The following is a 25,967-nucleotide window of genomic DNA, read 5'->3' on the forward strand; positions in this document are numbered from 1 at the left end:
GCGTGGGGGTGGTGGGGGCGGTGGGATCCGCGTCGGCGCCGGGGCGCACGGGGCCGCGCACGTGCCGGAGCCGGATGGTGTCCGGTTCGCGGACAGCCCGGCCGGCACCCCGGGCAGCACCGCGCCGGTGCCCGATCGGTGCGCTCACCCCCCGATCTTCCCCTCCGACGTGCCCAACGCGCGGGCGGCGCGCCCGGCGCGGGCCGCGATGACCTCGGCGACGATCGAGACGGCCGTCTCCGCCGGGGTGCGGGCACCGAGGTCGAGGCCGACCGGGCCGTGGATCCCGGCCAGCTCCTCCTCGGTGACGCCGGCCCGCAGCAGCCGCTCGCGACGGGCGGCCTGGGTGCGGCGCGAGCCGAGGGCACCGAGGAAGCCCCGGCCGCGGCGGAGGCCGTCGATCAGCATCGCGTCGAACCGCGGGGCGTGGTCGAGGAGGACGACGACGTCGGCCTCGGTGAAGGCGGACACGGCGGCCCGGGCCTCGTCGAGCTCGGTGACGGTGCGGCCGGCCCAGCCGAGCAGCGCGGCCTGCGCGAGCAGCGCCTCCCCGATCGCGCCCGACCCCACGACCAGCACGGACGGCACCGGGACCCAGAGGTCGAGCAGGAGCTCGGTGTCGCCGACCGTCCGGCGCTCGGTCACGGTGGCGCCGCGGCGGAGCAGGTCCCGGGCGGCCCGGGCGGCCTCCGCATCGAGCCCCGGGGTGCCGTCCCCGAGAGTGCCGTGCTCCTGCTCCAGGTCGGCGCCGGTGAGCACCAGCGCGGCCGCGCCGTCGATCGTCGAGACGAGCGCGGCGGGGCGGGCCTCCTCGAGCGCGGCGCCCAGGGCGTCGGCGAGGGCCGCGGGCAGGGGGTGGCCGAGCAGCGTCGCGCCGCCGGCGCACGCCAGCCCCGCCTGCAGCGCCGCGCTCTCGGCGACGTGCGCCGTGCGGGTCTGCGGGAGCCCGGCCGCCTCCCCGGCGAGGGGGACGGCGGAGTCGTCGAGCGCGCCGAGGTAGAGCAGCCCGGCGGTCTCGCCGCCGGCGGTGCCGGCCAGCAGCTGCCCGGACTCGACCGTGCCGAAACCGTGCCGGTCCAGGACCCGCACGACGCCGATCGAACCCGCACCGCCGGCGGCCCAGCGGCGCAGCGCAGCCCCCAGCTCACGGCGGGGATCGGGGGTCGCGGACGTGGCGGGGACGGTCACGAGCGCCAGGGTAGCCACCGTGGCCGACGGCCGGTCCCGGCCCCGACCGGGTGCTCCTGCGCCACGCCGGGAACCGGGGCGGGATCGTCGTCGTTGTCCGGGAACCGGATATTCCACCCACGACTCGTCACGGAGCCATGGACCCCTCCTGTAGTACCGGCACCGTCCCGCACGGACGGACGTTCCCCTCCCCCGCCGGAGCGATCGCATGACGATCCTCGGCATCCTCCTCGGCGTGCTGGTCGTCGTGGGCATCACCGCCCTGACCGGCTTCTTCGTCGCCCAGGAGTTCGCGTACATGGCCGTCGACCGGTCGCGGCTCAAGGCCCGCGCCGCCGAGGGCGACCCGGGCGCCGAGCGCGCCCTCACGGTCACCCGGCGCACCTCCTTCATGCTCTCCGGCGCCCAGCTGGGCATCACCGTCACCGGGCTGCTCGTCGGGTACGTCGCCGAGCCGCTGATCGGCGAGGGCGTCGGCGCGCTGCTCGGCGGCGCCGGCTGGGCCGTCGCGGCCGGCACCGTGTTCGCGCTGCTGCTCTCGACCGTCGTGCAGATGGTGTTCGGCGAGCTGTTCCCGAAGAACCTCGCGATCGCCCGCCCCGAGCCCGTCGCCCGCCGGCTGGCGCTGCCCACCACGATGTACCTCGCCGCGTTCGGCTGGCTGGTGCGGGTCTTCGACGCGGCCTCGAACCTGCTGCTCAAGGCCCTGCGCATCGAGCCGGTGCACGACGTCGAGCACGCGGCCACGCCGCGCGACCTCGAGGCGATCATCGACGAGTCGCGCGACAGCGGCGACCTGCGTCCCGACCTGTCGACGATGCTCGACCGGGTCCTCGACTTCACCGACCGGCCCGCGCGGGCGGCGATGATCCCGCGGCCGCGGGTCACGTCGGTGCGGGCGGGCCTGCTCGTCCCCGAGCTCGCCGAGGTGATGGCCGCAGGACACTCCCGCTATCCGGTGCTCGACGAGACCGGCGAGGAGGTCGTCGGCGTCGTCTGCCTGCGGGACCTGCTCGCCCTCGAGGGTCGCGACACGTCGGTCCTGCGGGTCGCGGAGGTCATGCGCCCCGCCGTCGTGGTGCCGGCGTCGCTGCCGCTGCCCGCGGTCGTCGCCGCGCTGCGCGAGGCGGGCGACGAGTTCGCCTCCGTCGTCGACGAGTACGGCGGCCTGGCCGGCGTGGTCACGCTCGAGGACATCGCCGAGGAGCTCGTCGGCGAGATCACCGACGAGCACGACCCCGCGCTCGCCGACCGGCCGGTCGGTGCCCCGGACGGTTGGGTCGTCCCCGGCACGCTGCACGTCGACGAGGTCGAGCGGCTGATCGACGCCGACCTGCCCGAGGGCGACTACCAGACCGTCGGCGGCCTGGTGATCGCCGAGCTCCAGCGCCTGCCCGAGCCCGGCGACGTCGTCACCGTGCGGCTGCCGCGGGGCACCGAGTCCTCCGAGCCCGTCCGGGAGCTGCGGATCGAGGTCCGGGAGGTCGCGCGGCGGGTGCCCGAGCAGGTCCGGGTGCAGGTGCTGGAGGCCGCTGCGGTCGCTCCGGACGCCGCGGGGCCGGTGGAGGTGGAGCGGTGAGCGCCGTGTCGATCGTCGTGTCGCTCGCGCTGGTGGCGCTGTCGGCCTTCTTCGTGGCCGTCGAGTTCGCGCTGGTCGCGGCCCGGCGGTACCGGCTCGAGGAGCAGGCGGGGCACAGCGCCTCCGCCCGCGCCGCGCTGCGCAGTGCCAAGGACATCTCGCTGCTGCTCGCCGGATCCCAGCTCGGCATCACGCTGTGCACGCTGGGGCTGGGTGCGGTCGCCAAGCCGGCCGTCGACCGTGCGCTCGAGCCCGTGTTCCTCGGGTGGGGGCTGCCGGCGGCCGCCGCGGGCGCCGTGTCGTTCGTGCTGTCCCTCGTCGTCGTGACGTTCGTGCACCTCGTCGTCGGGGAGATGGCGCCGAAGTCCTGGGCCATCGCCCACCCCGAGCGGTCGGCGACCCTGCTGGCGCTGCCGATGCGGGCGTTCATGTTCCTCACCCGGCCGCTGCTGGTGGCGCTCAACGGGATGGCGAACTGGTGCCTGCACCGGGTGGGCGTCGAGCCGGTCGACGAGATGGCCTCCGGCCGCAACGCGGACGACCTGCGCCAGCTCGTCGACCACTCCGCCCGGGCCGGTGCGCTCGACGAGGAGCGGCGCGACCAGCTCGTCACCGCCCTCGAGCTGGACCGCGCCCCGGTCCGCTCGCTGGTCCGTCCCGACCCCGCGGGCGTGACCCCCTCGGACACCGTCGCCCGGATCCGCGAGGTCTCCCGGGAGAGCGGGCACCTGCGGCTCGTGGTGCGGGACGGGGACCGAGTGACCGGCTTCGTGCACGTCCGGGACACCCTGGGCAGGCCGGCGACGGTGCGCGCCGGCGACCTCGTCCGGGACATCCTCTCCTTCCCGGCCGACACCCCCGTCCACCAGGCGCTCGCCACGATGCGGGAGAGGCGGGGACAGCTGGCGCTGGTGACGGAGGGCGACACCCTGCTCGGCATCGTCACCATGCAGGACGTGGTCGACCGCCTCCTCCCCGCCTGACGGGGTGCCCGGCGGGCCGGGAGCAGGTGCCGGCCCCCGGTACGACGCCGACCATGATCGCCGACAAGGACCGTGCGCGGCCGCAGGTGGCCGCGAACGGTCCGGTTCGGTGACGACGGGCGTCGACGCCGACGGGTGGACTCCCGACCATGATCGCCGGATCGGACCGCTCAGGGCCATCATCGGCCGCACCGACGGTCCCGGACGACGATCACCGGTTCCCCGGCCGGGCACCACACTCCCTGATCGTCGGTCGAGACCGGACGCGGCCACATCCGGCCGTCAACAGTCCCTTCCGACGATCACGGCGATGCTCTGTGCGTCCGAGCCGCTGCCCCCGGTCAGCAGCCCGGGGTCAGCAACGCAGGGTCAGCAGCCCACCAGCCGCTGGGCGAGGTAGGCCTCGACCTGGTCGAGCGGGATGCGCTCCTGCGCCATGGTGTCCCGCTCCCGGATCGTGACGGCCTCGTCCTGCAGGGTGTCGAAGTCGACGGTGATGCAGAACGGGGTGCCGATCTCGTCCTGGCGGCGGTAGCGGCGGCCGATGGCACCGGCGTCGTCGAACTCCACGTTCCAGTGCCGGCGCAGCCGTGCGGCCAGGTCCCGCGCCTTGGGCGAGAGGTCCGCGTTGCGGGACAGGGGCAGCACGGCGGCCTTGACCGGGGCGAGCCGGCGGTCGAGCCGGAGCACCACGCGCTTGTCGGTGCCGCCCTTGGCGTTGGGCGCCTCCTCCTCGTGGTAGGCCTCGATGAGGAAGGCCATCATCGAGCGCCCGACGCCGGCGGCCGGCTCGATGACGTACGGCCGGTACCGCTCCTTCGTGTTCTGGTCGTAGAAGGAGAGGTCGACGCCCGAGTGGTTCGAGTGCGTCGTGAGGTCGAAGTCCGTGCGGTTGGCGATGCCCTCGAGCTCGCCCCACTCCTGCCCGACGAAGTCGAAGCGGTACTCGATGTCGACGGTGCGCTTCGAGTAGTGGGAGAGCTTCTCCTTGGGGTGCTCGTAGTGCCGCAGGTTCTCCCGCGCGATGCCGAGGTCGGTGTACCAGCTCGTGCGCTCGTCGATCCAGTACTGGTGGAGCTCCTCGTCCGTGCCCGGCTCGACGAAGTACTCCATCTCCATCTGCTCGAACTCCCGCGTGCGGAAGATGAAGTTGCCCGGCGTGATCTCGTTGCGGAAGCTCTTGCCCATCTGGCCGATGCCGAACGGCGGCTTCTTGCGCGAGGTCGTCTGCACGTTGAGGAAGTTCACGAAGATGCCCTGCGCGGTCTCCGGGCGCAGGTAGTGCAGGCCCTCCTCGGACTCGACCGGCCCGAGGTAGGTCTTGAGCATCATGTTGAAGTCGCGCGGCTCGGTGTACTGGCCGCGGGTGCCGCAGTTGGGGCACGGGACGTCGGACAGGTCCTCCTCCGACGCCTCCTTGCCGGTGCGCTCGGTGTACTCCTCGGCCAGCTGGTCGGCGCGGAAGCGCTTGTGGCAGTGCTGGCACTCGACGAGCGGGTCGGTGAACACGCCGACGTGCCCGGAGGCGACCCACACCTGGCGCGGCAGGATCACCGACGAGTCGAGCCCGACGACGTCCTCGCGGCCGGTGACCATCGCCTTCCACCACTGCCGCTTGATGTTCTCCTTGAGCTCCACGCCGAGGGGCCCGTAGTCCCAGGCCGACCGGGTACCGCCGTAGATCTCACCCGACGCGAAGACGAATCCGCGGCGCTTGGCGAGCGCGACGATGGTCTCGATCTTGGCGGAACTGGGCTTGCTGGCCACGGAGGATCTCCTGGGGGACGACCTGGAACGACCCCGCCGGATGCGGGGGCGGAACACCCAGGGTATCGACCGCCGTTCAACGGCCGGGCCGGTCCCCCGCCCGCAGCGACGCGCGCCGCTCGACGGCGCCGTCCGCGGCCGCGAGCAGCGTCTCGTACGTGGCGGGCGCGTCGGCGAGCGCCTCGGACAGCAGCGGCACGACGTGCTCGCGCACCGGGAAGGGCGACAGGGCCCGCCGGTAGGCGTCGACCCCGGTGAACCGCACGGTGAGCACCCAGTGCGCCGGGTCGTCGACGGCCCGGCCCGCCTCCCCGCCCAGGCAGCCGGGCTGCGCGGTGAGCAGCTCCAGGGCCCGGGCGAGCCGGTCGGCGAGATCCGCGGGATCGGCGGGGGCGAAACGGCACACGAGCAGCACCCGCGGACCGTACCGCGTAGTTGAAAACGCCTATCATGGCCAGTGCGGCCCGGCGAGGTTCCGACGCGACCGAGGGTGCGGCCGCCGCCCCCGGGGACTGGACGGTCATGTCGATCACGCCGCCCGACACCACCCACGGAAGCACCGCGCACGAGGGCACGCTGTGCCCGGCGGCCGAGCCCGCCCCCGTCCACCCGCCCCGCACCCTCGCCGCCGCGGGCGACCTGCTCCGCGCGCTCGCCGCACCCGTCCGGATCGCGATCGTGCTGCAGCTGCTCGACTCCCCGCGCTGCGTCCACGACCTGGTCGACGCCCTCGGCGTCACCCAGCCCCTGATCAGCCAGCACCTGCGCGTGCTCAAGTCCGCCGGGGTGGTGGAGGGCGAGCGCAAGGGACGCGAGGTGCTGTACTCCCTGGTGGACGACCATCTCGCGCACATCGTCGTCGACGCGGTGGCGCACGTTCAGGAGGACGCATGACCACAGGCGGCACCAGGGTGCTGCGGGCGACGAAGCAGCGCGCCGCCGTCTCCGCCCTGCTCGACCGGCTCCCGGACTTCCGCTCGGCCCAGGAGATCCACGAGGAGCTGCGGCGCAACGGCGAGGGCATCGGCCTGACGACGGTGTACCGGACCCTGCAGACGATGGCCGACGGCGGGGAGGTCGACGTCCTGCGCAACGCCGGCGGCGAGGCCGTCTACCGTCGGTGCGCCTCCGAGGAGCACCACCACCACCTGGTGTGCCGGCGCTGCGGCGCCGCGGAGGAGATCGACGCCCCGGCCGTCGAGGAGTGGACGCAGCGGGTCGCCCAGGAGCACGGCTTCACCGAGATCTCCCACACGGTCGAGATCTTCGGCGTCTGCCGGTCCTGCGCCTGAGCCGCAGGACCGGCAGCCGCCGGGACGGTCAGGACTTCGGGGGCATCCGGATCGCGCCGTCGAGCCGGATGGTCTCGCCGTTCATGTAGTCGTTGGTCAACACCTCGAGCGCCATCGAGGCGTACTCCTCGGCCTTCCCGAGCCGGTTCGGGTAGACGACGCTCTGGCCGAGCGCGGCCTTGAACGCCTCGGCCTTCTCGCCCTCGCCGTAGATCGGGGTGTCGATCAGGCCGGGGGCGATGGTGTTGACGCGGATGCCGTGCCGGGCGAGGTCGCGCGCCATCGGCAGGGTCAGGCCGACCACGCCGCCCTTGGAGGCCGAGTACGGCGTCTGGCCGATCTGGCCGTCGAACGCCGCCGCGGAGGCGGTGTTGAGGATCGCGCCGCGCGAGGTGCCGTCCTCGAGCGGGTCGGTCTTGGCCATCGCGGACGCCGCGAGCCGCGCGCAGTTGTAGGTGCCGGTGAGGTTCACCCGCACCACGAACTCGAAGGTCTCCAGCGGGACCGGCTCGAGGTCGCGCCCGATGATCCGGGCGGCGCGTCCGAGGCCGGCGCTGTTGACCAGGATCCGCAGCGGGCCGAGCTCCGAGGCCGCCTCGACGGCCGCCTTGACCTGCGCCTCGTCGGCGACGTCGGCCTTGGCGAACACGCCCCCGATCTCGGCGGCGACCTTCGCGCCCCGGTCCTCGTTCAGGTCGAGCACGACGACCTTCGCCCCGCGCTGGGCCAGCAGCCGCGCGGTCGCCTCCCCCAGACCGGACGCGCCGCCGGTGACGATGGCCGAGGCTCCCGTGATGTCCATCAACGCTCTCCTCTCGCACGGCGGCCTCGGTGCCGCCGTGATGCACGTGCATTCTTCTCCCACTCTGCTGTGCCGACGGCGTGCTGTCGACCACATCGGGCGGACCGGCCGGCGTCTCATATCGAGATCCACCCCGCTCCCCGACGGCACTACCGTGCGCCACACGCGACGAGGCGGGGAGGCGTGGCATGACCGACGGTGCGACCGACGGCGGGACCCAGGAGGCACCGAGCACGGTGCGCAGGCTCGACACGCCGGAGTCCGGCGAGCTTGCGCAGCTCGCCGCGGTGTTCGAGGACCTGCAGTACGTGCTGCGCTGCTGCGAGCACCTGGTCGCGGCGCTCGCGGTGCCCCGGCCCGATGCGGTGCTGGTCGAGGCGCTGTGGACCGGCGCGCTGGTCGGGTACGTCCGGTGCTTCTCCGGCCGCGCCAAGATCCTCACCGACGCCGACGTCGAGTCCCTCGAGCTCGACGACGAGGTGGTGAAGTTCCACAAGACCTTCCCCACGCTGCGCGACCACTACGCCTCGCGGCACGTCAACCCGCGCGAGGCGTTCACGATCGGCATCGCGCAGGCCAACGACGGGCACCCGACGGGCGTCGCCGTCGTCTCCGCGCCGCGGCCCCCGGTCGACGACACCACCGTCCGGCTGCTCGGCCGGATCTCCTACGGCCTGTCCGGTCTCGTCGACGGCCGGATGCAGGAGGTCCAGGCGCGGGTGCTGGAGAACGCGCGGCAGATGACCGCGGCCCAGCTCGCGGAGCTGCCGCTGGTGCACCTGTCCGAGTCGCCCGTCGGCTAGGACCGACGCCAGACCTCTAGGAGCGCGAGGGCCGGCGGCGCGGGAGGAACAGGGCCGCGATCCCGCCCGCCAGCGCGACGGCGAGGATGGTCACCGCCATGGCGGGTGCGGTCGCCCCGCCGGTGGAGACGAGGGGCGGGACGAGCGCCCCGAACGCGAACTGCGACAACCCGAGCAGCGCCGAGGCCGATCCCGCGACGGCGCCCTGCCCGGCCAGGGCCAGCGCGGTGCCGTTGGGCAGCACGATCCCCACGCTCGACACCACGAGGAACAGCGGCGGCAGCACCGCCCAGACCGAGTCGGTCGCGAACACCCCGACGACCAGCGCCGCGCCGCCGACGACCGCGACCCCGACCGCCGCCCAGAGCAGCCGGACCGGGCCGAGCCGGCGCACCAGGGCGGCCGACAGCCGTCCGGCCGCGACGATGCCCAGGGCGTTGACGGCGAACACGATCCCGTACGCCTGCGCGTTCAGCCCGTAGCCCTCCTGCAACACGTAGCTGCCCATGGCGATGTAGGTGAACATCGCGCAGCAGATCAGCGAGAGGACGAGCGTCGGGACCAGGAACGTGCGGTCCCGCGCGACCGTGACGACGGCGCGGCCGGTCGCCCGGAACCCGCCGGTGTGCCGCCGCTCGGGCGGCAGCGTCTCGCGCTGGGTCAGGGCCGCCGCGAACAGGACCGCCCCGATCAGCGCGAGGGCGAGGAACAGCCCCCGCCAGTCCGTGACGTGCATCAGCTGGCTGCCGATCACCGGCGCCAGCACGGGCGCGGCCCCGCTCACGATCATCAGCAGGGAGAACACGCGCGCCGCGGCGTCGCCGGAGTACAGGTCCCGGACCATGGCCCGCGCGATCACGATCCCGGTCGCGCCCGTGAGGCCGGTGAGTAGCCGCAGCACGAGCAGCACCTCGATCGAGGGGGCCACCGCGCACAGCGCCGCGGAGAGCGCGAAGAGCGCCACGCCGAGCAGCAGCGGGACCCGGCGGCCCGTCCGGTCCGTGAGCGGCCCGACCAGCAGCTGCCCGGCCGCCAGCCCGATCATGCAGACGGACATGGACGCCTGGCCGAGCGCCTCCGTGGTCCGCAACGCCCCGGTGAGCTGGGGCAACGCCGGCAGGTAGAGGTCGAGCGAGAGCGGGCCGAAGGTCGACAGCCCGCCGAGGGCCAGCACCCGCCCGGCGGGAACCCTCGAGGACTCAGCCAACGAGCTCGTTCCGCATGCTCGACGCGCTGCTCACGACCAGCATCAGGAGCGTCCCCATCGGCCCCTCCGCCAGCCCCGCGGCGGGGAAGGCGTACCGGAGCGTGACGTCCCAGCCGCGCTCCCCCTGCACCACCCGCGGGGTGCCGAACAGGCCCTCGCCGACGCCGAGCGCCACCCGTCGCGGGATGTCCTCGTCGGGCAGGTCCCAGGCGACCACGCAGGTCAGGTTGAGGACGGGCAGCCCCTCCTCCAGCTCGGTGCCCTGGACGACGCACAGCACGCCGCCGTGGGCGAAGGTCAGCGCGCCGTCCTCGCCGACCTCGACGTCGTGGTACCGCTCGAGCGCCCTGCGCGCGACGTCGAGGCTCACGAGCTCGCCCTGTCGGCTCGATCGACAGCCCCGCCGAAGCGCCGGTCCCGTCTCGCGTAGATCTCGATCGCCTCCCAGATGTGCCGGCGGTCGAAGTCGGGGAAGAGCGTGTCGAGGAAGACCATCTCGGCGTAGGCGCTCTGCCACAACAGGAAGTTCGACGTCCGCTGCTCGCCGCTCGAACGCACGAACAGGTCGACGTCGGGCATGTCCGGCTCGTCGAGGTACTTCGCGATCGTCCGCTCGTCGATCGTGGAAGGCCTGATCTTCCCGTCCTTGGCGAGCTGGGCGATCTGCCGCACCGCGTCGGCGATCTCGGCGCGCCCGCCGTAGTTCACGCACATGGTGAGCGTGAGGACGTCGTTGTGCCTGGTCTTCTCCTCGGCGACCTCGAGCTCCTTGATCACCGACCGCCACAGCCGCGGGCGCCGCCCGGCCCAGCGGACCCGCACGCCCATGCTGTGCATCTCGTCCACCCGGCGGCGGATGACGTCCCGGTTGAAGCCCATCAGGAACCGCACCTCGTCGGGGCTGCGCTTCCAGTTCTCGGTGGAGAAGGCGTAGGCGGACAGCCACTTCACCCCGATGTCGATGCAGCCCCGCGCGACGTCCATGAGCGAGGCCTCGCCCCGCCGGTGGCCCTCGATCCGGGGCAGGCCGCGGGCGTTGGCCCAGCGGCCGTTGCCGTCCATGACGAGGGCGACGTGGTTCGGGACCAGCTCCGGCGGGATCGCCGGCGGCCGGGCTCCCGACGGGTGTGGCGGCGGGGGCTGGAAGGGCACGAGCATGCAGCCTACGTCCGTGCTCCCTGGACTCCGGGGCCGGTCTGGAGTACGCACTGCACATGGGGGCCTGGTTCACGGACACGATCGTCGCGACCGGGCGGCTGCCGCTCTTCTGCTTCCTGTGCGCGTTCCTCGTCGCCTTCCTGTTCATCCGGTTCAGCGTGCGGATGATCCGCGCCCAGGTGTCGTGGTGGCCCGGCAACGTCACGCCGGGCGGGCTGCACATCCACCACGTGGTGTTCGGCATGGTGATGATGCTGGTCGCGGGCTTCGGGCTGATCGCCCTGGCCGAGGTGAGCACGCCGGTCCCCGACGTGATCCTGGCGAGCCTGTTCGGCATCGGCTCGGCGCTGGTGCTCGACGAGTTCGCGCTGATCCTGCACCTGTCCGACGTCTACTGGAGCACGCAGGGCCGCAGCTCGGTCGACGCCGTGTTCGTCGCCGTCACGATCACCGGGCTGTTCGTGTGCGGGCTCCACCCGCTCGGGTTCAACGACGACTTCATCGACGTGGCCACGGGCGACGTGGTCGACATCGTGCTGACGTTCGTCTTCTTCGCCCTGCAGCTCCTGCTCGTCGTGGTCACGCTGGCCAAGGGCAAGCTGTGGACCGGCCTGCTCGGCCTGTTCCTGACCCCGCTGCTGTTCTTCACCGCGATCCGGCTGGCCCGTCCGGGTTCGCCGTGGGCGCGCTGGCGGTACCTGACCCGGCCGAAGAAGATGGAGCGCGCGGTGCGTCGGGAGAAGCGCTACCGGGTGCCGGTCGTGCGCGCGAAGATCGCGGTGCAGGAGGCGATCGCGGGCCGCTTCGACGCCGACCCGGAGCAGCGCCACGCCGTCACCGAGGCCGCGCACCGGGAGGCGGAGCGGGCGGCGCTCGACGCCGCCGAGGCCGTCCGGCGGGCCGGTCCGATCGGCGCCCCCCGCCCTGCGCCCGCCGTCCCCCCACCGCCCGAGCGCGTCATGGAACCATAACGCTCGAAATCCGGCCCTCGGATCGCGTTATGGAATCATAACGCTCGAAATTCGGCCCTCAGATCGCGTTATGGAACCATAACGCTCAGAATCGGGACTCGGGCGGGGTCCGGGCTCAGGCGATCGGGGTCGCCCCCGGCGCGGCGGCCGCGGTGGGGTCGCCGCGGCGCTCGACGAAGGGCAAGGAGCGGAGCTGGCGTTCGAGGTGCCACTGCAGGTGCGCGGCGACCAGGCCGGAGGTGTCGCGCCGGGTGGGGGCCTCGGCGGCGTCGGCGATCTCCCAGTCGCCGTGCAGCAGCGCGTCGAGCAGGGTGAACACGGCGGGACCGGGCAGGACCGAGCCGGGCGGGCGGCAGACCTCGCACACCGCGCCGCCGCCCGCGACGCTGAACGCCCGGTGCGGACCCGGCGACGCGCACTTGGCGCACTCGGTGATCGCCGGTGCCCACCCGGCGTGGCTCATCGCGCGGAGCAGGAATGCGTCGAGGATCAGCGAGGCGTCCCGCTCGCGGCCGGCGAGCGCGCGGATCGCCCCGACGAGCAGCAGGTAGACGCGCAGGGTCTCCCCGCTGTGCCCGCTGCCCTCCTCGGAGACCAGCCGGTCGGCCGTCTCGAGCATCGCGCAGCCCGCGGTGTAGCGGGAGTAGTCGGAGACGACGCCGGTGCCGAACGCGTCGAGCGTCTGGCACTGGGTGATGACGTCGAGGCTGCGGCCGGTGTAGCACTGCACGTCGACGTGGTTGAACGGCTCGAGCCGCGCGCCCCAGCGCGACCGGGTGCGGCGCACGCCCTTGGCGACCGCCCGGATCTTGCCGTAGCGCCGGGTCAGCAGCGTGACGATCCGGTCCGCCTCGCCCAGCTTCTGCACGCGCAGCACCACACCGGTGTCGCGGTACAGGGTGCTCACCGGGGAAGCCTACGACCTCGACCGCGCCCCCGACGCCGCGACCGGCCGATTGACCACGTCGCGCGGCGCGGGGGATCCTGGACCTCCCCGGTGGGCGGTCCGGGTGAGCGGCACGGCCGACAGCGGCCGGACGAGGGGAACCCGTGACCGTCATCGTCATCACCAGCCTGCCCGGCGTGACCGCCGACGCGCTCCGCGAGGCGAACCGCGACCACCACACCAGGATGCAGCGGATCGTCGAGGACGCGCGGTCCAAGGGCTGCCGGCACCACGTCTTCGCCGAGGCCGAGGACGGCAGCGTCGTCGTGTTCGACGAGTGGACCAGTCGCGAGGACTTCGAGGCCTTCTTCGGCGGACAGCGGGAGATCCCGGACGTCATGCGCACCGCCGGCGCCACCGCGCCCCCCACCGCGGCCAGCTACCGGGTCATCGAGACGACCGACAGCTACTGAGCAGGCGGGCGGGGGCGGAAGGGCTGCTCCACGTCCGGGCCCTTCTGCAGCACCAGGGCCGTCGAGGGCGGCACCTCGTGCCAGAGCCCCGGCAGGTCGGTCAGCGGTTCCGAGACGACCGCCCGGGACTCCTCGGAGAAGTGCTGCCAGCGCTCGTCCGCGGGGTAGAGCCGGCGCAGCGCGTCGACTTCGCTGCTCACGTACAGGGTGTTGACGACCGGGCCGCTGGCGTACCGGACGGCGTAGAGCCGCTCGCCGTCCGCCACGCCCAGCGTCATCTGCAACGGGTGCTCGGAGCCCGCCGCGCGCCCGGCCGCCTCGACGTGGCCGGCCATCCGCTCGAGCGCGGGCAGCGGCTCCTCCTCCAGCCCGAACGTGAGCGCGAGGTGGAACAGGACCTCCGAGTCCGTGCTGCCCTGGACGTTGTCGAAGAGGTCGGGCCGGACGGCGAAGAGCAGCTCCCGGCGCAGCGCGGCCCACCGGTCGACGTAGCCGTTGTGCACGAAGATCCAGTTCCGGTAGCGGAAGGGATGGCAGTTCGTCTGCTGGACGGGCGTGCCGGTGGCCGCCCGGACGTGCGCGAGGAACAGCCCGGACTCCACCACGCCCGCGATCTCGCGCAGGTTCTGGTCGCCCCAGGCCGGCGACTCGCTGCGGTACAGCGCGGCCTCCGGCCCCGTGCCGTACCAGCCCAGCCCGAAGCCGTCGCCGTTGGCGATGGCGCGGTCCGGGGCGGCGCGCCTGCTCTGCTCGATCAGCGAGTGCCGGGTGTCGTAGATCAGTTCCTTCGGCTCGATGGGGCTGCCGTAGTAGCCCAGCCACCGGCACATCGGCGCCTCCCTGGTCGCGTCCGCGTCACGCTCGCGTACCCGGTGAACCGGCGACCTCACCCACGCGGGACGACCTTGACAGCCGCGGACGCAGAAGTGAGGGTCACCTCGGTCGGCAGGGAGGTGACGGGTGGGCGAGCTGCAGGAGGTCCGGGCGCTGCTGTCCGGACAACGGTCGGGGACGCTGGCGACCATCGGGGCCGCGCCGGGGCCGACCAGCACGTCGGCGAGCGCCGGGGCCGCGGGCCACCCGTTCGGCTCCCTCGTCGCCTACGCGCTCGACGGTGACGGGTCGCCGCTGCTGTGCCTGTCCGACCTCGCCGAGCACAGCCGGAACCTGGCGGCCGACCCGCGGGCGTCCTTGCTGGTCGCCGAGCCGGGGCCGGACCCCCTCGCCGCGCCCCGGGTCACCCTCGTGGGCCGGGTGTGGGTCCTGCACGGTGACGAGCGCACCCGCGGGCTGGCGGCCTACCGCCGCACCTTCCCCGACGCCGGCTATGTCGACTTCGCCGACTTCCAGCTCTACCGGCTCGAGGTCCGCACCCTCCGCCACGTCGCCGGGTTCGGCCGGATGGCGTGGCTGGATCCGGAGGAGCGCGAACCGGATCAGAAGCCCAGCTTGCGCAGCTGACGCGGGTCGCGCTGCCAGTCCTTCGCCACGGTGACGTGCAGGTCCAGGAAGATCCTGGTGCCCAGCAGCGCCTCGATCTGCTTCCGCGCGGCCGTGCCGACCTGCCGAAGCCGCTCGCCGCCCCGGCCGATCACGATCCCCTTCTGACTCTGCCGCTCCACGAAGATCGTGGCGTGCACGTCGAGCATGGGGTCGTCGGCGGGCCGGTCCTCGCGCTCGATCATCTCCTCGACGACGACGGCGATCGAGTGCGGCAGCTCGTCGCGGACCCCCTCCAGGGCGGCCTCGCGGACGAGCTCGGCGACGAGGGTCTCCTCCGGCTCGTCGGTCAGCTCACCGTCCGGGTAGAGCGGCGGGCCCTCCGGCAGCTTCGCCACCAGCAGGTCCGCGAGCAGCTGCACCTGGTACCCGCTCTTCGCCGAGCAGGGCACCACGTCGGCGAACTCCATCAGCCCGGTCATCTGCGTGAGCCGCTCGGCGATCTGCTCGGGCTGCGTCTTGTCCGTCTTGGTGACGACGCCGACGACCGGCGTGCGGCCCGCGACCGACTTCAGCTCGTTGGCGATGAACTCGTCGCCGCGACCGACGGGCTGGTCGGCCGGTACGCAGAACCCGATCACGTCGACCTCGGCCCAGGTCTCGCGCACGACGTCGTTGAGCCGTGAGCCGAGCAGGGTCCGGGGCTTGTGCAGGCCCGGGGTGTCGACCACGACCAGCTGCGCATCCGGTCGGTGCACGATGCCGCGGATCGCGTGCCGCGTCGTCTGCGGGCGGGACGACGTGATCGCGATCTTCGCACCCGTCAGCGCGTTGGTCAGCGTGGACTTGCCCGCGTTGGGCCGGCCCACGAAGCAGGCGAAGCCGGAACGGAAGTCCTCGGGCCAGGACCCGAATGCGGTCATGGTGCCTCACTTCGCACGTCGTGGCCGGTCACAGCGGACCCGGGTTGTCGCCGGTCAGCCGCTCGAGGATCTCGCGGCCGATGGGGAGGGCGGCGGTCGCCGCCGGGGACGGCGCGTTGAGCACGTGCAGGATCGAGCCCCTGCCCGCGCCCTGCTCGACGAACAGGAAGTCGTCGACCAGCGTGCCGTCGGGCTTCACGGCCTGGGCCCGCACCCCCGCGCCGGCGGGCCTGAGGTGGCGCGCCTCGACCTCGGGCAGCATCCGCTGGATCTGGGTGACCATCGCCGCCCTGGACAGCGACCGGTGCACCTCGCCCAGCCCGTAGCGCCAGTGCCGCTTCGCGACGCGCAGCATGCCCGGGTAGACGAGCGAGCCCAGCAGCTCCTTCGGCTTGACCGTGCCCCAGGAGTACCCCTCCCGGGCCAGCGCGAGCACGGCGTTGGGCCCGGCGTGCACGTGCCCGTCGATCCCCCGGGTGGCGTGCACCCCGAGGAACGGGAAGGCCGGGTCGGGCACCGGGTAGATCAGACCCTTGACCAGCTCGGCGGCGTCCTCGGTGAAGCCCGAGTACTCCCCGCGGAACGGGATGATCCGCACACCCGGGTCCGCGCCCGCGGCGCGGGCGAGCTCGTCGCAGCGCAGCCCGCCGCAGACCACGACCCGCTCCCCCAGCAGGTCGCCCTGCGCGGTGCGGACCACCACGTCGGGCCGGGCGGACGTCTCCCGCCGCACCATCCCGGTGACCGCGCGGCCGAGGTGGATCTCGCCGCCCTCCTTGGCCACCAGCTCGCCGAGCTTCTCGGCGATCGCCCGGTAGTCGCAGATCCCGGTCGACGGCACCCACAGCGCCTCGAGCCCGCGGACGTGCGGCTCGCGCGCGCGGATGCCCGCGGCGTCGAGTCGCTGCGTCTCGACGCCGTTGGCCTTCCCGCGCCGCTCCAGCTCCGCCATCCGCGGCAGCTCCTCGGGCTCGGTGGCCACGACGAGCTTCCCGCACACCTGGTGCGGCAGGTCGTGCTCGCGGCAGAAGGCGACGGTCTCGGCACACCCGGCCACCGCCAGCCGCGCCTTCAGCCCGCCCGGGGCGTAGTAGAGCCCGGAGTGGACGACGTTGGAGTTGTTGCCGGTCTGGTGGTTCGCCAGCCGCGGCTCGCGCTCGACGACGGCGACGCTCAGCCCGCTGCGGACCGCCGCGTGCGCCGTGGCCAGGCCCACGATCCCGCCGCCGACGACGACCAGGTCGTACCGGGGGGTGTTCATGCGGGCGTCAGCACGCTCACGACGGCGCCGGACGCGTCGGCGACGATCACCGGGGCGGCTGCGGTGAGGTCCCGCACCGCGGCGACCGAGGCCTCGTCCGCCTCGCCGCGCTCGGTGACGACGGCCGCGGCCTCCAGGCCCGGCGCCCCGCTCGACACGGCGGCCGCCACGGCCGCCTGCAGGGCCGTGAGCCGCAGCGACGGCAGCGCGACGGAGGCGGCGGCGTAGGTGCGGCCGTCCGTGTCGCGGACCGCGGCGCCCTCCGCGGCGCCGGTGCGGGCACGCGAGGAGCGCGCCAGCGTGACGATCTTGGCGTCCTCGGCGTCGAGCTCGGACGGGTTACTGCCGGACATCGGTCTCCTCCCGGACGCCGGCCTCCGCGGCGGCGTCCTCCCTGCGGTCGGCGGGCTCGGTGGCCCGGGTGGTCCCAGCGGGCTCGATGGTGTCGGTGGCCTCGGTGGTCTCTGTCGGCTCGGCGGGCTCGGTGGGCTCGGTCTCGGGCACGGCCAGCGGTGTCACCAGCACCGCGGTGATGCGGACGCGGCCGCGGGCGTCCTTGCCGCCCTCGCCGCGCAGGTGCAGCAGCCCCTCGACCTCGGCCTCGGCGCCGGGCAACGGCACCTTGCCCAGCCGCTGCGCGAGCAGCCCGCCCACCGTGTCGACGTCGGCCTGCTCCACGGCTTCGCGCAGCAGCTCCTCGCGCTCGGTGCCGCTGAACTCGCCGGCGAACAGCTCGGTGAGGTCCTCGACGGGCAGCCGGGCGGCCAGCCGCAGGGTGCCGCCGTCGAGCCGCTGGACCTCGGGCACCTCGTCGGTGTCGTACTCGTCGGAGATGTCGCCGACGATCTCCTCGAGGATGTCCTCGATCGTGACGACCCCGGCCGTGCCGCCGTACTCGTCGACCACGATCGCCATGTGGTTGCGGGTGCGCTGCATGTCCTTGAGCAGCTCGTCGATCCGCTTGGAGTCGGGCACGAACACCGGCGGCCGCACGACCTCGACCAGCCGCGCCTCGGGCCGGTCCCAGCCCGCACCCACCAGGTCCTTGAGGTAGGCGACGCCGATGACGTCGTCGATCCCCTCGCCGAGCACCGGGATCCGCGAGTAGCCGCTCTTCAGCGCGAGCCGGACCACCTTCTGCACCGGGGTGTCCTGCTCGGCCCACACGACGTCGGGCCGGGGCTGCATGACGTCGCGGACGATCGTGTCGCCGAGCTCGAAGACCGAGTGGATCATCTTCCGCTCGCCCTCCTCCACGACCCCGCTGGTACTGGCCATGTCCACCAGCTCGCGCAGCTCGACCTCGGAGGAGAACGGGCCCTCCCGGAAGCCGCGGCCCGGGGTGATCGCGTTGCCGACCAGGATCAGCAGCTTGGTCAGCGGGCTGAGCAGCGTCGCGACGATCCGCACCGGCGCGGCGACGGCCAACCCCAGCGCGTACGGGTGCTGGCGGCCGAGCGTGCGCGGACCGACCCCGATCAGCACGTAGCTGACCACCACCATGATCACCGCGGCGAGCAGGACGCCGAGCCAGGCCGGGTGGAACCAGCTCGCGAGCGCGATCGTGAGCAGCACCGTGGCGACCGTCTCGCTCATCAACCGCAGGAGGATCAGGAGGTTGACGTAGCGGGCGCGGTCGTCGACGACCTTCGACAGCGCGCGGGAACCCGGCCGGCTCGCCCGGACCAGGTCCGTGACGCGTGCCCGGGAGATCGAGGTGAGCGCGGCGTCGGCCGCCGCGCACAGCCCGGCGACGGGGATCAGGACGATCGCGACGGCGAGCAGGCCAGCGGCGTTCATCTACTCTCCTGCGGTCATCGGCCGGGCGGTCAGCGCGGTTCGGCGGGGCCGGCCGGGTCGTCGAGCCCGACCGTGCCCAGCACCCGCGAGTCGCTGCGCCGCTGGGCCTCGCGGGCGGCGGCCTGGGCCCGCTCGGTGCGCCAGTCGTGGAGCAGCCTGTTCTGCAGCGCGAACATCTCGCGCTCCTCGTCCGGCTCGGCGTGGTCGTAGCCGAGCAGGTGCAGCACGCCGTGCACGGTCAGCAGGTGCAGCTCGTCGGAGAGCGTGTGCCCGGCCTTGACCGCCTGGTCCTTGGCGAACGCCGGGCAGAGCACGATGTCGCCGAGCAGCGCGGGACCGATCTCGGGGGCGTCGGGGCGGCGGGTGTCGTCGACGAGCTCGTCCATGGGGAAGGACATGACGTCCGTGGGCCCGGGCTCGTCCATCCACCGTTCGTGCAGCTCGGACATGGTGTCGAGGGTGACCGCGGTGATCGCCAGCTCGACCGCCGGGCTGACCCGCATGGCGTCGAGCGCGTACCGGGCGACGGACACGATCAGCGACTCGTCGACGGCGACGCCGGACTCGTTGACGACCTCGATGCTCACGGCGGTACTCGGACCAACTCTCTCGGCGCGACCGGGAACGGGACTGCCGACGAGGGTAGTCGCACCCCGGTCGGGGCCGGGCGGTCGGCTGCGGTGGTGGTCAGCCGGGCTCGGCGAGCAGGGCGCGGACGGCGGCCGGGTCCGGCGCGGCGAGGGCCCGCGCGGCCAGCGCGGCGGCCTCCCCGGCGTCGATCCCCCGCACCGCCTCCTTGACGAGCGCGACCGCGGGCGGCGCGACCGACAGCTCCCGGACCCCGAGCCCGACCAGCAGCGCAGCGGCGGCCGGGTCGGCGGCGAGCTCGCCGCACACCGCGACCGTCGCGGACCCGGCACCCCGGCAGGTGGCGTCGACCAGGCGCAGGACCGCCGGTGAGAGCGGGTCCGCGAGCGCCGCGACCTCGGCCGATCCGCGCTCGGCCGCCAGCGTGTACTGGGTGAGGTCGTTGGTGCCGATGCTGAGGAAGTCGACGTGCGGGGCGAACGCGGCCGCGGTCAGCGCCGCGGCCGGGACCTCCACCATGATCCCCAGCTCGAGGCCCGGTGGCCGGCCACGCCCCTCGGCGGCGATCGCCTCGTCGAGGGCGGCCCGGGCGGCGTGCAGCTCGGCGGGCACGCTGACCATGGGGAACATCACGCTCACCGGGGTCGCGTGGGCGGTCCGGACGATCGCGCGCAGCTGGTCGGCGAGCAGGTCGGGGCGGCGCAGGGCCAGCCGCAGCCCGCGGACGCCGAGGAACGGGTTCGCCTCCGCGGGCATCGGGACATAGGGCAAGGGCTTGTCGCCGCCGACGTCGAGCGTGCGCAGGACGATCCGGCGGCCGCCCAGGGCCTCGGCGACCGCTCGGTAGGCCGCCTCCTGCTCGTCGACGTCCGGTGGTGCGGCCCGGTCGAGGAACAGGAACTCGGTGCGGACCAGGCCGGCGAGGTCGGCGCCGGTGCCGGCCGCGCTCGCGGCGTCGGCGCCGACGTTCACGCCGACCAGGACGTCCGTGCCGTCGCGGGTGCGGGCGGGCTCGTCGGCGCGGGCGCGCGCGGTGGCCTCCTGCTCGGCGCGCCGCGCCAGCCGGGCCCCGAGGACGGACCTGACCTCGTCGGACGGGTCGACGACGAGGCGGCCGGTCGTGCCGTCGAGCGCGAGCGGGGTGCCGGGGGCGAGGTCCAGCACGGCGGGGCCGGCGCCGACGACGGCGGGGATGCCCCGGGCGCGCAGCAGGATCGCGGCGTGCCCGGTGGCGCTGCCGCCGGCCAGGACGACCCCGGCCACCGCCTCCGGGCCGAGCACCGCCGCCTCGGCCGGGGTGAGGTCCGCGGCGACCAGGACGGCGGGCGGGGAGCCCGGCTCGCGGACCGGCTCGGCCGGCGGGGCCGGCGGGGCCGGCGGGGCCGGCGGTGCCGGCGCGGTGGGTGCGATCGGCGGACCCGGCGCGGTGGATGCGGTCGGCGGGGCCGGCGCGGTGGGTGCGGCAGGCGGGGCCGGCGCGGTGGGTGCGGTCGGCGGCTCGTCCCCGGAACTCCCGACTCGCGGTGCGGAATCTCCCGACTCGCGGGGTGTGGCTTCCGTTCCGCGAGTCGGTACATCCGGCACCGCGAGTCGGGAGCTACTCGTCAGCAGCGCGCGGAGGACCTCGTCGCCGACGGCGCGGACGTCGGCGGCACGGGCGCGGAGGTACTCGCCCGGCAGTGCGGCGAGGGTGCGCTCCGCGGCGTCGACGGCGGCGGCCCAGGCCGCGGGGGCCGCGGATCCGGCGGCGATCCCGTCGCGCGCGGCGTCGACCAGCGCGGGGTCGTCGAGCATCGTCAGGTGGGCGTCGAAGATCGCGGCCTCCGACGCGGGAGCGGCGTCGCGGACGGCGGCGACGGTCCGGCGTGCCTCGCCCAGCGCGCGGTCCAGGCGCTCCCGCTCGAGGGCGGGGTCCTCCGCCTTCTCGTCGGGAACCCGCAGCTCGACGGCACGGTGCAGGCGCGCCGGACCGATCGCGATGCCGGGCGAGGCGGGCAGCGGGCCGCTCTCCTGCCCGAACGCCGCTCCCCCGGCCGCCTGCCCCGCGGCCGCATCGCCGGTCGACGTGGGGGGAGCCGGCGCGGCGGTCGGTGCGGTCGTCGGTGGCGCCTCGCCGAAGCCCTCGGCCGCCAGGGCGAGGAGGGCGTCGACGGCGTCGCGCGCCTGCGGGCCGCGGGCCCGGACCTCGATCTCGTCCCCGGCACCGGCGTCGAGCGAGGCCACGCCGGTGAGGCTCGCGGCGGGCACCGGGCCGCGGCCCGTCCGGGGGGCGCGCAGCTCCACCCGGGCGTCGAACCCCTGCAGGGCCTGCACGAGGAGGGCGGCGGGCCGGGCGTGCAGCCCGTGCGGCGGCGTCACCACGAAGGTCCCGCTCGCCTCCGCTCCCCCCTCGCCGAGCCCGGACGGCCCGGGCCGCGCCGCCTCGGGCGCAGCTTCGACCGGGCCGAGCTGTGCCGCCTTCGCGTCCGCGCCCGCTGCCGCCTCCGCCGCCACACCGGGCCGGTCCGCCCCGCCCGCCGCCGCCACGGCCGCCGCGACCAGCCCCTCCACCAGCGGGGCCGGGCAGAGCAGGACCCGGTCCCGGGCCGTCGGGTCGTCGAGCAGTTCCAGCGCGAGCTCCGCGGAGAGCACCGCGCTACCGAGGTCCATCAGCACCACGACCCCGGCGCCGGTGTCGGCCGCCGTGATCGCCTCGGCGACGGCGGTCGCGTCGGTGCCGAAGGTGGTGGCGTCGAGCCCCGCCGCCACCTCGATCCGGACCGCTTCCCCCGCCGGCCCGTGCAGCATCTCGCGGGCCAGCGCCGCGGCGGCCTCGCCGAGGGCACGGCTGTGCGACACGGCGACCAGGCCGACCGCCGGGGCCCCGGTGGAACCTTCCGTCACCCGCTCACCCCAGGGTCGCGGCCGCGGCGGCGACGAGCAGGGCCGCCGACGTCGCACCCGGGTCCTGGTGCCCCACGCTCCGCTCGCCGAGGTAGCTGGCCCGGCCCTTGCGGGCGAGCATCGGGATCGTGGCGTCGCGCCCCGCGTCGGCGGCCGCGGAGGCCGACCGCAGCGCGTCGCCGAGGGAGGTCCCGGCGGCGAGCGCCTCGTCGAGGGCGTCGAGGGCGGGGGCCAGGGCGTCGTACATCGTCTTGTCCCCGGCCTCCGGCCGCCCCCGCGCCACGACCCCCTCCAGCCCGGCCCGGAACGCCTTGGCGAACCCGGCCGCGTCGAGCTCGGTGACCTCGCCCGCGGCCGTGCCGAAGCGCAGGAAGAGCGTCCCGTACAGCGGTCCGCTCGCGCCGCCGACCTTGCTGACCAGCGTCATCCCCACCAGCTTGAACACCGCCCCCGCGGTCGCCGGCGGGGACGCGTCGAGGGCCTCGACCGCCGCGCCCATCCCACGGGCCATGTTGGCCCCGTGGTCGGCGTCGCCGATGGCGGAGTCGAGAGCCGTCAGCTCGTCGCGGTGCTCGGTCACCTGCCGTGCGAACTCGCGGACCCAGGCCGACAGCTGGTCCTGTGTGGTCATGCGCCCCACCGCAGTCCGGGGGTGTCGACCGGGGCGTCCCAGAGGCCGAGCAGGTCGTCGTCCGCCCGCAGCAGGGTGACCGAGCAGCCGGCCATGTCCAGGCTCGTGATGTAGGGGCCGACCAGCGAGCGCGCGATCCGCACCCCGGCCCGCTCCAGCAGCGTCGCGACCTCGCCGTACATGAGGTACAGCTCCAGCAGCGGGCTCGCGCCCATGCCGTTGACGAAGCAGATCACGGGCTCGGAGGTGAAGTCGGCGTCGGCCAGGATCGGCTCGACGAGCATCTCCGCGATCTCCTTCGCGGGTGCGATCGGCACGCGTCGGCGGCCCGGCTCGCCGTGGATGCCGATGCCGATCTCCATCTCGTCGTCGGGCAGGTCGAAGGTCGGCCGGCCCGCGGCGGGCACGGTGCACGAGGTCAGCGCCATGCCCATGCTGCGGCCGCGCTCGTTCACCTTGCGCGCCACACCCGCGACCTCGGCCAGGCTGCGGCCCTGCTCGGCGGCCGCTCCGACGATCTTCTCCAGCAGCACCGTCGTGCCGACGCCGCGGCGCCCGGCGGTGTAGAGGCTGTCCTGGACGGCGACGTCGTCGTCGACCACCACGGCCTGGACCTCGACGCCGGTCTTCGCCGTGGTCAGCTCGGCCGCCATGTCGAAGTTCATGACGTCGCCCGTGTAGTTCTTCACGATGTGCAGCACGCCGGCGCCGCCGTCGACGCCCTCCGTCGCGGCGACCATCTGGTCCGGGACGGGCGAGGTGAAGACCTCGCCGGCGCACGCCGCGTCGAGCATGCCGCGCCCGACGAACCCGCCGTGCATCGGCTCGTGGCCCGAGCCGCCGCCCGAGACCAGGCCGACCTTCCCCCGGACGGGGGCGTCGCCGCGGAAGACGACCCGGTTCTCGAGGTCGACGCGGAGCCCGGGATGTGCCGCCGCCATCCCGCGCAGTGCCTCGACGACGACGTCGGCCGGGTCGTTGATCAGCTTCTTCATGGGGTCCTCCGTCGCACCCGAAGCCCGTTCGGCTATGCCGAAGACCTGTCGGACGGTACTGTGACCTGGCCCACGAACACAAGGAGCGAACGGTGATCCAGTCCGTGGACCGGGCCCTGCGGGTGCTGGCCGTGCTGCAGGGCGCACGGCGGCGGAGCCTCGGGGAGATCGCAGCGGGCTGCGGACTGGCGCCGTCGACGGTGCACGGGCTCGTCCGCACGCTGCTCGCGCACGGGATGGTGGTGCAGGAGCGGGACTCGGGCCTCTACCGGCTCGGTCCGGCGACGCTCCGGCTCGGCAACGTCTACCTGGACAACCTCGAGCTCCGCGCCCGCGCCCAGCCGTGGGTCGAGGACCTGGCGCGCCGCACGGGGTGCGCGGTGCGGGTGGCGGTGGCCCTGCAGCGCGATGCCATCGTGGTCGGCCACGAACCGCGGCCCGACGGCAGCCGTCAGATGACCGAGGTCGGCATCGTGGTGCCGGCGCACGCCTGCGCGGTCGGCAAGGCGCTACTGGCCTACGGCGCCTGCGAGCCGGCGGACCGGCCGCACCGGATGACCGGCGAGACCGTGACCGAGGTGCGGGAGCTCGACGTCCAGCTGGCCGCGGTCCGGCGCACCGGGCTCGCCACCGAGATCGAGGAGGCCGTGCTCGGCGAGTGCGGGCTCGCCGCACCGGTGGCCGCCGCCGACGGCGTGGTGGCCGGCGCGATCGGGCTGGTGGTGCCCGCCGGGGAGTGGCCGTTGCCGCCCGGCGCTCCGGACGCCCTGCGCCACACCGCCCGCGCGGTCTCGCGGGAGCTCGGCGCCGCCTCCTGGCCGCCGCTCGTCGAGGGGCGGGACGAGGCGGCCTCCTGATCGCCACCTCCGCCCGGCCGCCGACCTTCGGTGTCGGGTCAGCGGTCGCAGGCGGCGATCATGATCACCGGTTCGGACCCTTCGCGGCCGGGAGCGGCGTGGAACGGTCCCGACCGGCGATCACGGGAGACGGGGCCGCGACCCCTCAGCTCAGCGCCGGCGGGAGCGGCGGTCCTGGGGCGGGCCGGTGCGGGGGGCGGCGCTGCGGAGCTGGCCCCGGTTCGTGTCGGCGTCGAAACGGGCGTAGGCGTCGACGATGTCGCTCACCAGCCGGTGCCGCACGACGTCGCTGCTGGTCAGCTCGGGGAAGGCGACGTCGTCCACCCCGAAGAGGATGTCCTGGACGACCTGCAGGCCGGACCGGGTGTTGCCCGGCAGGTCGATCTGCGTGACGTCGCCCGTGACCACGATCTTCGAGCCGAAGCCGAGCCGGGTCAGGAACATCTTCATCTGCTCGGGCGTGGTGTTCTGCGCCTCGTCGAGGATGATGAACGCGTCGTTCAGCGTGCGCCCGCGCATGTACGCAAGCGGCGCGACCTCGATCGTCCCGGCCGCGATGAGCTTCGGGATCGACTCGGGGTCGATCATGTCGTGCAGCGCGTCGTACAGCGGGCGCAGGTACGGGTCGATCTTCTCGTAGAGCGTGCCCGGCAGGTACCCGAGCCGCTCGCCCGCCTCGACGGCCGGGCGGGTGAGGATGATCCGGTTGACCTGCTTGGCCTGCAGGGCCTGCACGGCCTTGGCCATCGCCAGGTACGTCTTGCCGGTACCGGCCGGGCCGATGCCGAAGACGATCGTGTGCGCGTCGATCGCGTCGACGTACCGCTTCTGGTTCAGCGTCTTGGGCCGGATCGTCTTCCCGCGGCGGGAGACGATGTCCAGGCTCAGCACCTCGGCGGGCGACTCCCCGCGCACGGCGGCGACCGCCGGGTCCGCCTCGCCGAGCATCTCGACGGTGCGGCGCACGGTGTCCGAACCGACCTGCTGGCCGCGCTCGGCGAGGGTGATGAGCTCGGTGAACACCCGCTCGGCGAACGCCACGTCGGCGGGCTCGCCCGAGAGGGTCAGCTCGTTGCCCCGGACGTGCACGTCCGCGGCCAGCAGCTCCTCGGCGGTGCGCAACGACTCGTCTCTCGAGCCGAGCAGCGCGAGCAGCGCGGTGTCCGGGACTGCGATGCGGGACTGGACGGGGTCCGGCTGCGTCACGTGGTCTGGTCGCCTGCTTCCTGCTGCTCTGCTCCGGGCCCGCCTCGGCCCGCTCCTCCTGTCGATGTTACCGCCGGGCACCGACGATCCGCCCCGCCATTCGGCCCGTCGCCCGACGGGGCGGCGGAGCAGCGGGCTAGGCCCCACCTAGGAGACTGCTGAACAAGGGCGATTGAGGGGGCAGGGCGCCTCATGGCGGTCTTGTGCCGCTGGGTTGGGTCAGCACCCGTGGGTGCGACATATCGAGGGTCGCCCTGCCCGCTGGGGAGCCTGC

General features: G+C 74.2%; 27 protein-coding genes. 9 read left to right on the forward strand and 18 right to left on the reverse strand.

Going from position 1 to position 25,967, the window contains the following annotated elements; genetic code table 11:
• Positions 1-144: 144 nt before the first annotated feature.
• On the reverse strand, positions 145-1,188 hold the full coding sequence (locus tag LWC35_RS35300; protein WP_232874850.1) for an XdhC family protein: 1,044 nt from the start codon (positions 1,186-1,188) through the stop codon (positions 145-147).
• Positions 1,189-1,396: 208 nt separating this feature from the next.
• Between LWC35_RS35300 and LWC35_RS35305 the strand changes: the two genes are divergently transcribed.
• Both LWC35_RS35305 and LWC35_RS35310 read left to right on the forward strand, forming a co-directional pair.
• Positions 1,397-2,767, forward strand: a complete 1,371-nt coding sequence (locus LWC35_RS35305; protein WP_232874851.1) for a hemolysin family protein — start codon at positions 1,397-1,399, stop codon at positions 2,765-2,767.
• Positions 2,764-3,750: a CNNM domain-containing protein gene (locus tag LWC35_RS35310; protein ID WP_232874852.1), complete on the forward strand. Its 987-nt coding sequence runs from the start codon at positions 2,764-2,766 to the stop codon at positions 3,748-3,750. Before LWC35_RS35305 ends, LWC35_RS35310 begins: the two co-directional genes overlap by 4 nt.
• 369 nt (positions 3,751-4,119) lie before the next feature.
• Here the strand turns inward: LWC35_RS35310 and LWC35_RS35315 are convergent, their stop codons facing one another.
• Positions 4,120-5,517, reverse strand: coding sequence for a glycine--tRNA ligase (locus tag LWC35_RS35315; RefSeq protein ID WP_232874853.1), 1,398 nt, complete (start codon positions 5,515-5,517; stop codon positions 4,120-4,122).
• A 76-nt stretch (positions 5,518-5,593) separates the two neighbouring features.
• Positions 5,594-5,932 (reverse strand): antibiotic biosynthesis monooxygenase, encoded by a 339-nt coding sequence (locus LWC35_RS35320; RefSeq protein WP_232874854.1) that lies wholly within the window; start codon positions 5,930-5,932, stop codon positions 5,594-5,596.
• 107 nt (positions 5,933-6,039) lie between these two features.
• On the opposite strand from LWC35_RS35320, the gene LWC35_RS35325 reads away from it, so the two are divergent.
• Together LWC35_RS35325 and LWC35_RS35330 are read left to right on the forward strand one after the other, a co-directional pair.
• On the forward strand, positions 6,040-6,411 hold the full coding sequence (locus tag LWC35_RS35325) for an ArsR/SmtB family transcription factor (protein ID WP_232874876.1): 372 nt from the start codon (positions 6,040-6,042) through the stop codon (positions 6,409-6,411).
• Positions 6,408-6,809: a Fur family transcriptional regulator gene (locus LWC35_RS35330; RefSeq protein ID WP_232874855.1), complete on the forward strand. Its 402-nt coding sequence runs from the start codon at positions 6,408-6,410 to the stop codon at positions 6,807-6,809. Before LWC35_RS35325 ends, LWC35_RS35330 begins: the two co-directional genes overlap by 4 nt.
• A 28-nt stretch (positions 6,810-6,837) precedes the next feature.
• Here the strand turns inward: LWC35_RS35330 and LWC35_RS35335 are convergent, their stop codons facing one another.
• Positions 6,838-7,611 (reverse strand): SDR family NAD(P)-dependent oxidoreductase, encoded by a 774-nt coding sequence (locus tag LWC35_RS35335; RefSeq protein WP_232874856.1) that lies wholly within the window; start codon positions 7,609-7,611, stop codon positions 6,838-6,840.
• A gap of 188 nt (positions 7,612-7,799) precedes the next feature.
• Between LWC35_RS35335 and LWC35_RS35340 the strand changes: the two genes are divergently transcribed.
• Positions 7,800-8,414 (forward strand): hypothetical protein, encoded by a 615-nt coding sequence (locus LWC35_RS35340; protein WP_232874857.1) that lies wholly within the window; start codon positions 7,800-7,802, stop codon positions 8,412-8,414.
• A 16-nt stretch (positions 8,415-8,430) separates the two neighbouring features.
• Here LWC35_RS35340 and LWC35_RS35345 read toward each other — a convergent pair whose 3' ends face one another.
• From LWC35_RS35345 to LWC35_RS35355, 3 genes are read right to left on the reverse strand one after another with little or no spacing between them, the layout of a single operon-like run.
• Complete coding sequence (locus LWC35_RS35345) at positions 8,431-9,621, reverse strand: multidrug effflux MFS transporter (RefSeq protein ID WP_232874858.1); 1,191 nt, start codon at positions 9,619-9,621, stop codon at positions 8,431-8,433.
• On the reverse strand, positions 9,614-9,991 hold the full coding sequence (locus tag LWC35_RS35350) for a hypothetical protein (RefSeq protein ID WP_232874859.1): 378 nt from the start codon (positions 9,989-9,991) through the stop codon (positions 9,614-9,616). Before LWC35_RS35350 ends, LWC35_RS35345 begins: the two co-directional genes overlap by 8 nt.
• On the reverse strand, positions 9,988-10,779 hold the full coding sequence (locus tag LWC35_RS35355) for an isoprenyl transferase (RefSeq protein ID WP_372463162.1): 792 nt from the start codon (positions 10,777-10,779) through the stop codon (positions 9,988-9,990). The genes LWC35_RS35350 and LWC35_RS35355 overlap by 4 nt, the downstream gene beginning before the upstream one ends.
• A gap of 56 nt (positions 10,780-10,835) precedes the next feature.
• Here LWC35_RS35355 and LWC35_RS35360 point away from each other — a divergent pair, with 56 nt between their 5' ends.
• On the forward strand, positions 10,836-11,750 hold the full coding sequence (locus LWC35_RS35360) for a hypothetical protein (protein ID WP_232874861.1): 915 nt from the start codon (positions 10,836-10,838) through the stop codon (positions 11,748-11,750).
• A 115-nt stretch (positions 11,751-11,865) separates the two neighbouring features.
• Here the strand turns inward: LWC35_RS35360 and recO are convergent, their stop codons facing one another.
• Complete coding sequence (gene recO, locus LWC35_RS35365) at positions 11,866-12,657, reverse strand: DNA repair protein RecO (protein WP_232874862.1); 792 nt, start codon at positions 12,655-12,657, stop codon at positions 11,866-11,868.
• A gap of 143 nt (positions 12,658-12,800) precedes the next feature.
• On the opposite strand from recO, the gene LWC35_RS35370 reads away from it, so the two are divergent.
• Positions 12,801-13,109, forward strand: coding sequence for a hypothetical protein (locus LWC35_RS35370; protein WP_232874863.1), 309 nt, complete (start codon positions 12,801-12,803; stop codon positions 13,107-13,109).
• Here the strand turns inward: LWC35_RS35370 and LWC35_RS35375 are convergent.
• Entirely contained in the window at positions 13,103-13,939 is an 837-nt protein-coding gene (locus LWC35_RS35375; RefSeq protein WP_232874864.1) for a class II glutamine amidotransferase, read from the reverse strand. The genes LWC35_RS35370 and LWC35_RS35375 overlap by 7 nt on opposite strands.
• 130 nt (positions 13,940-14,069) lie before the next feature.
• Between LWC35_RS35375 and LWC35_RS35380 the strand changes: the two genes are divergently transcribed.
• On the forward strand, positions 14,070-14,570 hold the full coding sequence (locus tag LWC35_RS35380; RefSeq protein ID WP_232874865.1) for a HugZ family pyridoxamine 5'-phosphate oxidase: 501 nt from the start codon (positions 14,070-14,072) through the stop codon (positions 14,568-14,570).
• Here the strand turns inward: LWC35_RS35380 and era are convergent.
• The 8 genes from era to dhaK form a co-directional block, all read right to left on the reverse strand.
• The gene (gene era, locus LWC35_RS35385) at positions 14,546-15,472 is read right to left on the reverse strand and encodes a GTPase Era (protein ID WP_232874866.1); all 927 of its coding nucleotides are present in this window, start codon (positions 15,470-15,472) and stop codon (positions 14,546-14,548) included. The two genes, LWC35_RS35380 and era, sit on opposite strands and share 25 nt — an antisense overlap.
• A 28-nt stretch (positions 15,473-15,500) precedes the next feature.
• Positions 15,501-16,733, reverse strand: coding sequence for an L-2-hydroxyglutarate dehydrogenase (lhgD, locus tag LWC35_RS35390; RefSeq protein WP_232874867.1), 1,233 nt, complete (start codon positions 16,731-16,733; stop codon positions 15,501-15,503).
• The gene (locus LWC35_RS35395) at positions 16,730-17,086 is read right to left on the reverse strand and encodes a cytidine deaminase-like protein (protein WP_232874868.1); all 357 of its coding nucleotides are present in this window, start codon (positions 17,084-17,086) and stop codon (positions 16,730-16,732) included. The genes lhgD and LWC35_RS35395 overlap by 4 nt, the downstream gene beginning before the upstream one ends.
• Positions 17,073-18,533, reverse strand: coding sequence for a hemolysin family protein (locus tag LWC35_RS35400; protein ID WP_232874869.1), 1,461 nt, complete (start codon positions 18,531-18,533; stop codon positions 17,073-17,075). Before LWC35_RS35400 ends, LWC35_RS35395 begins: the two co-directional genes overlap by 14 nt.
• A 29-nt stretch (positions 18,534-18,562) precedes the next feature.
• Positions 18,563-19,120 carry an rRNA maturation RNase YbeY gene (gene ybeY, locus LWC35_RS35405; RefSeq protein WP_232874870.1) on the reverse strand — a complete coding sequence of 186 codons (558 nt, stop codon included), beginning with the start codon at positions 19,118-19,120 and terminating at the stop codon, positions 18,563-18,565.
• 100 nt (positions 19,121-19,220) lie between these two features.
• A complete protein-coding gene (gene ptsP / locus LWC35_RS35410; RefSeq protein WP_232874871.1) occupies positions 19,221-22,004 on the reverse strand; it encodes a phosphoenolpyruvate--protein phosphotransferase in 2,784 nt (927 codons plus the stop codon).
• 4 nt (positions 22,005-22,008) lie between these two features.
• Complete coding sequence (gene dhaL / locus LWC35_RS35415; RefSeq protein ID WP_232874872.1) at positions 22,009-22,635, reverse strand: dihydroxyacetone kinase subunit DhaL; 627 nt, start codon at positions 22,633-22,635, stop codon at positions 22,009-22,011.
• Complete coding sequence (gene dhaK, locus LWC35_RS35420) at positions 22,632-23,630, reverse strand: dihydroxyacetone kinase subunit DhaK (RefSeq protein ID WP_232874873.1); 999 nt, start codon at positions 23,628-23,630, stop codon at positions 22,632-22,634. Before dhaK ends, dhaL begins: the two co-directional genes overlap by 4 nt.
• Before the next feature lie 92 nt (positions 23,631-23,722).
• Between dhaK and LWC35_RS35425 the strand changes: the two genes are divergently transcribed.
• Positions 23,723-24,487 (forward strand): IclR family transcriptional regulator, encoded by a 765-nt coding sequence (locus tag LWC35_RS35425; RefSeq protein ID WP_232874874.1) that lies wholly within the window; start codon positions 23,723-23,725, stop codon positions 24,485-24,487.
• A 150-nt stretch (positions 24,488-24,637) separates the two neighbouring features.
• Here the strand turns inward: LWC35_RS35425 and LWC35_RS35430 are convergent, their stop codons facing one another.
• The gene (locus tag LWC35_RS35430; protein ID WP_232874875.1) at positions 24,638-25,693 is read right to left on the reverse strand and encodes a PhoH family protein; all 1,056 of its coding nucleotides are present in this window, start codon (positions 25,691-25,693) and stop codon (positions 24,638-24,640) included.
• Positions 25,694-25,967: the final 274 nt, after the last annotated feature.

Source organism: Pseudonocardia kujensis (assembly GCF_021283305.1).
In the GTDB taxonomy this organism is placed as follows: Bacteria; Actinomycetota; Actinomycetes; order Mycobacteriales; family Pseudonocardiaceae; genus Pseudonocardia; species Pseudonocardia kujensis.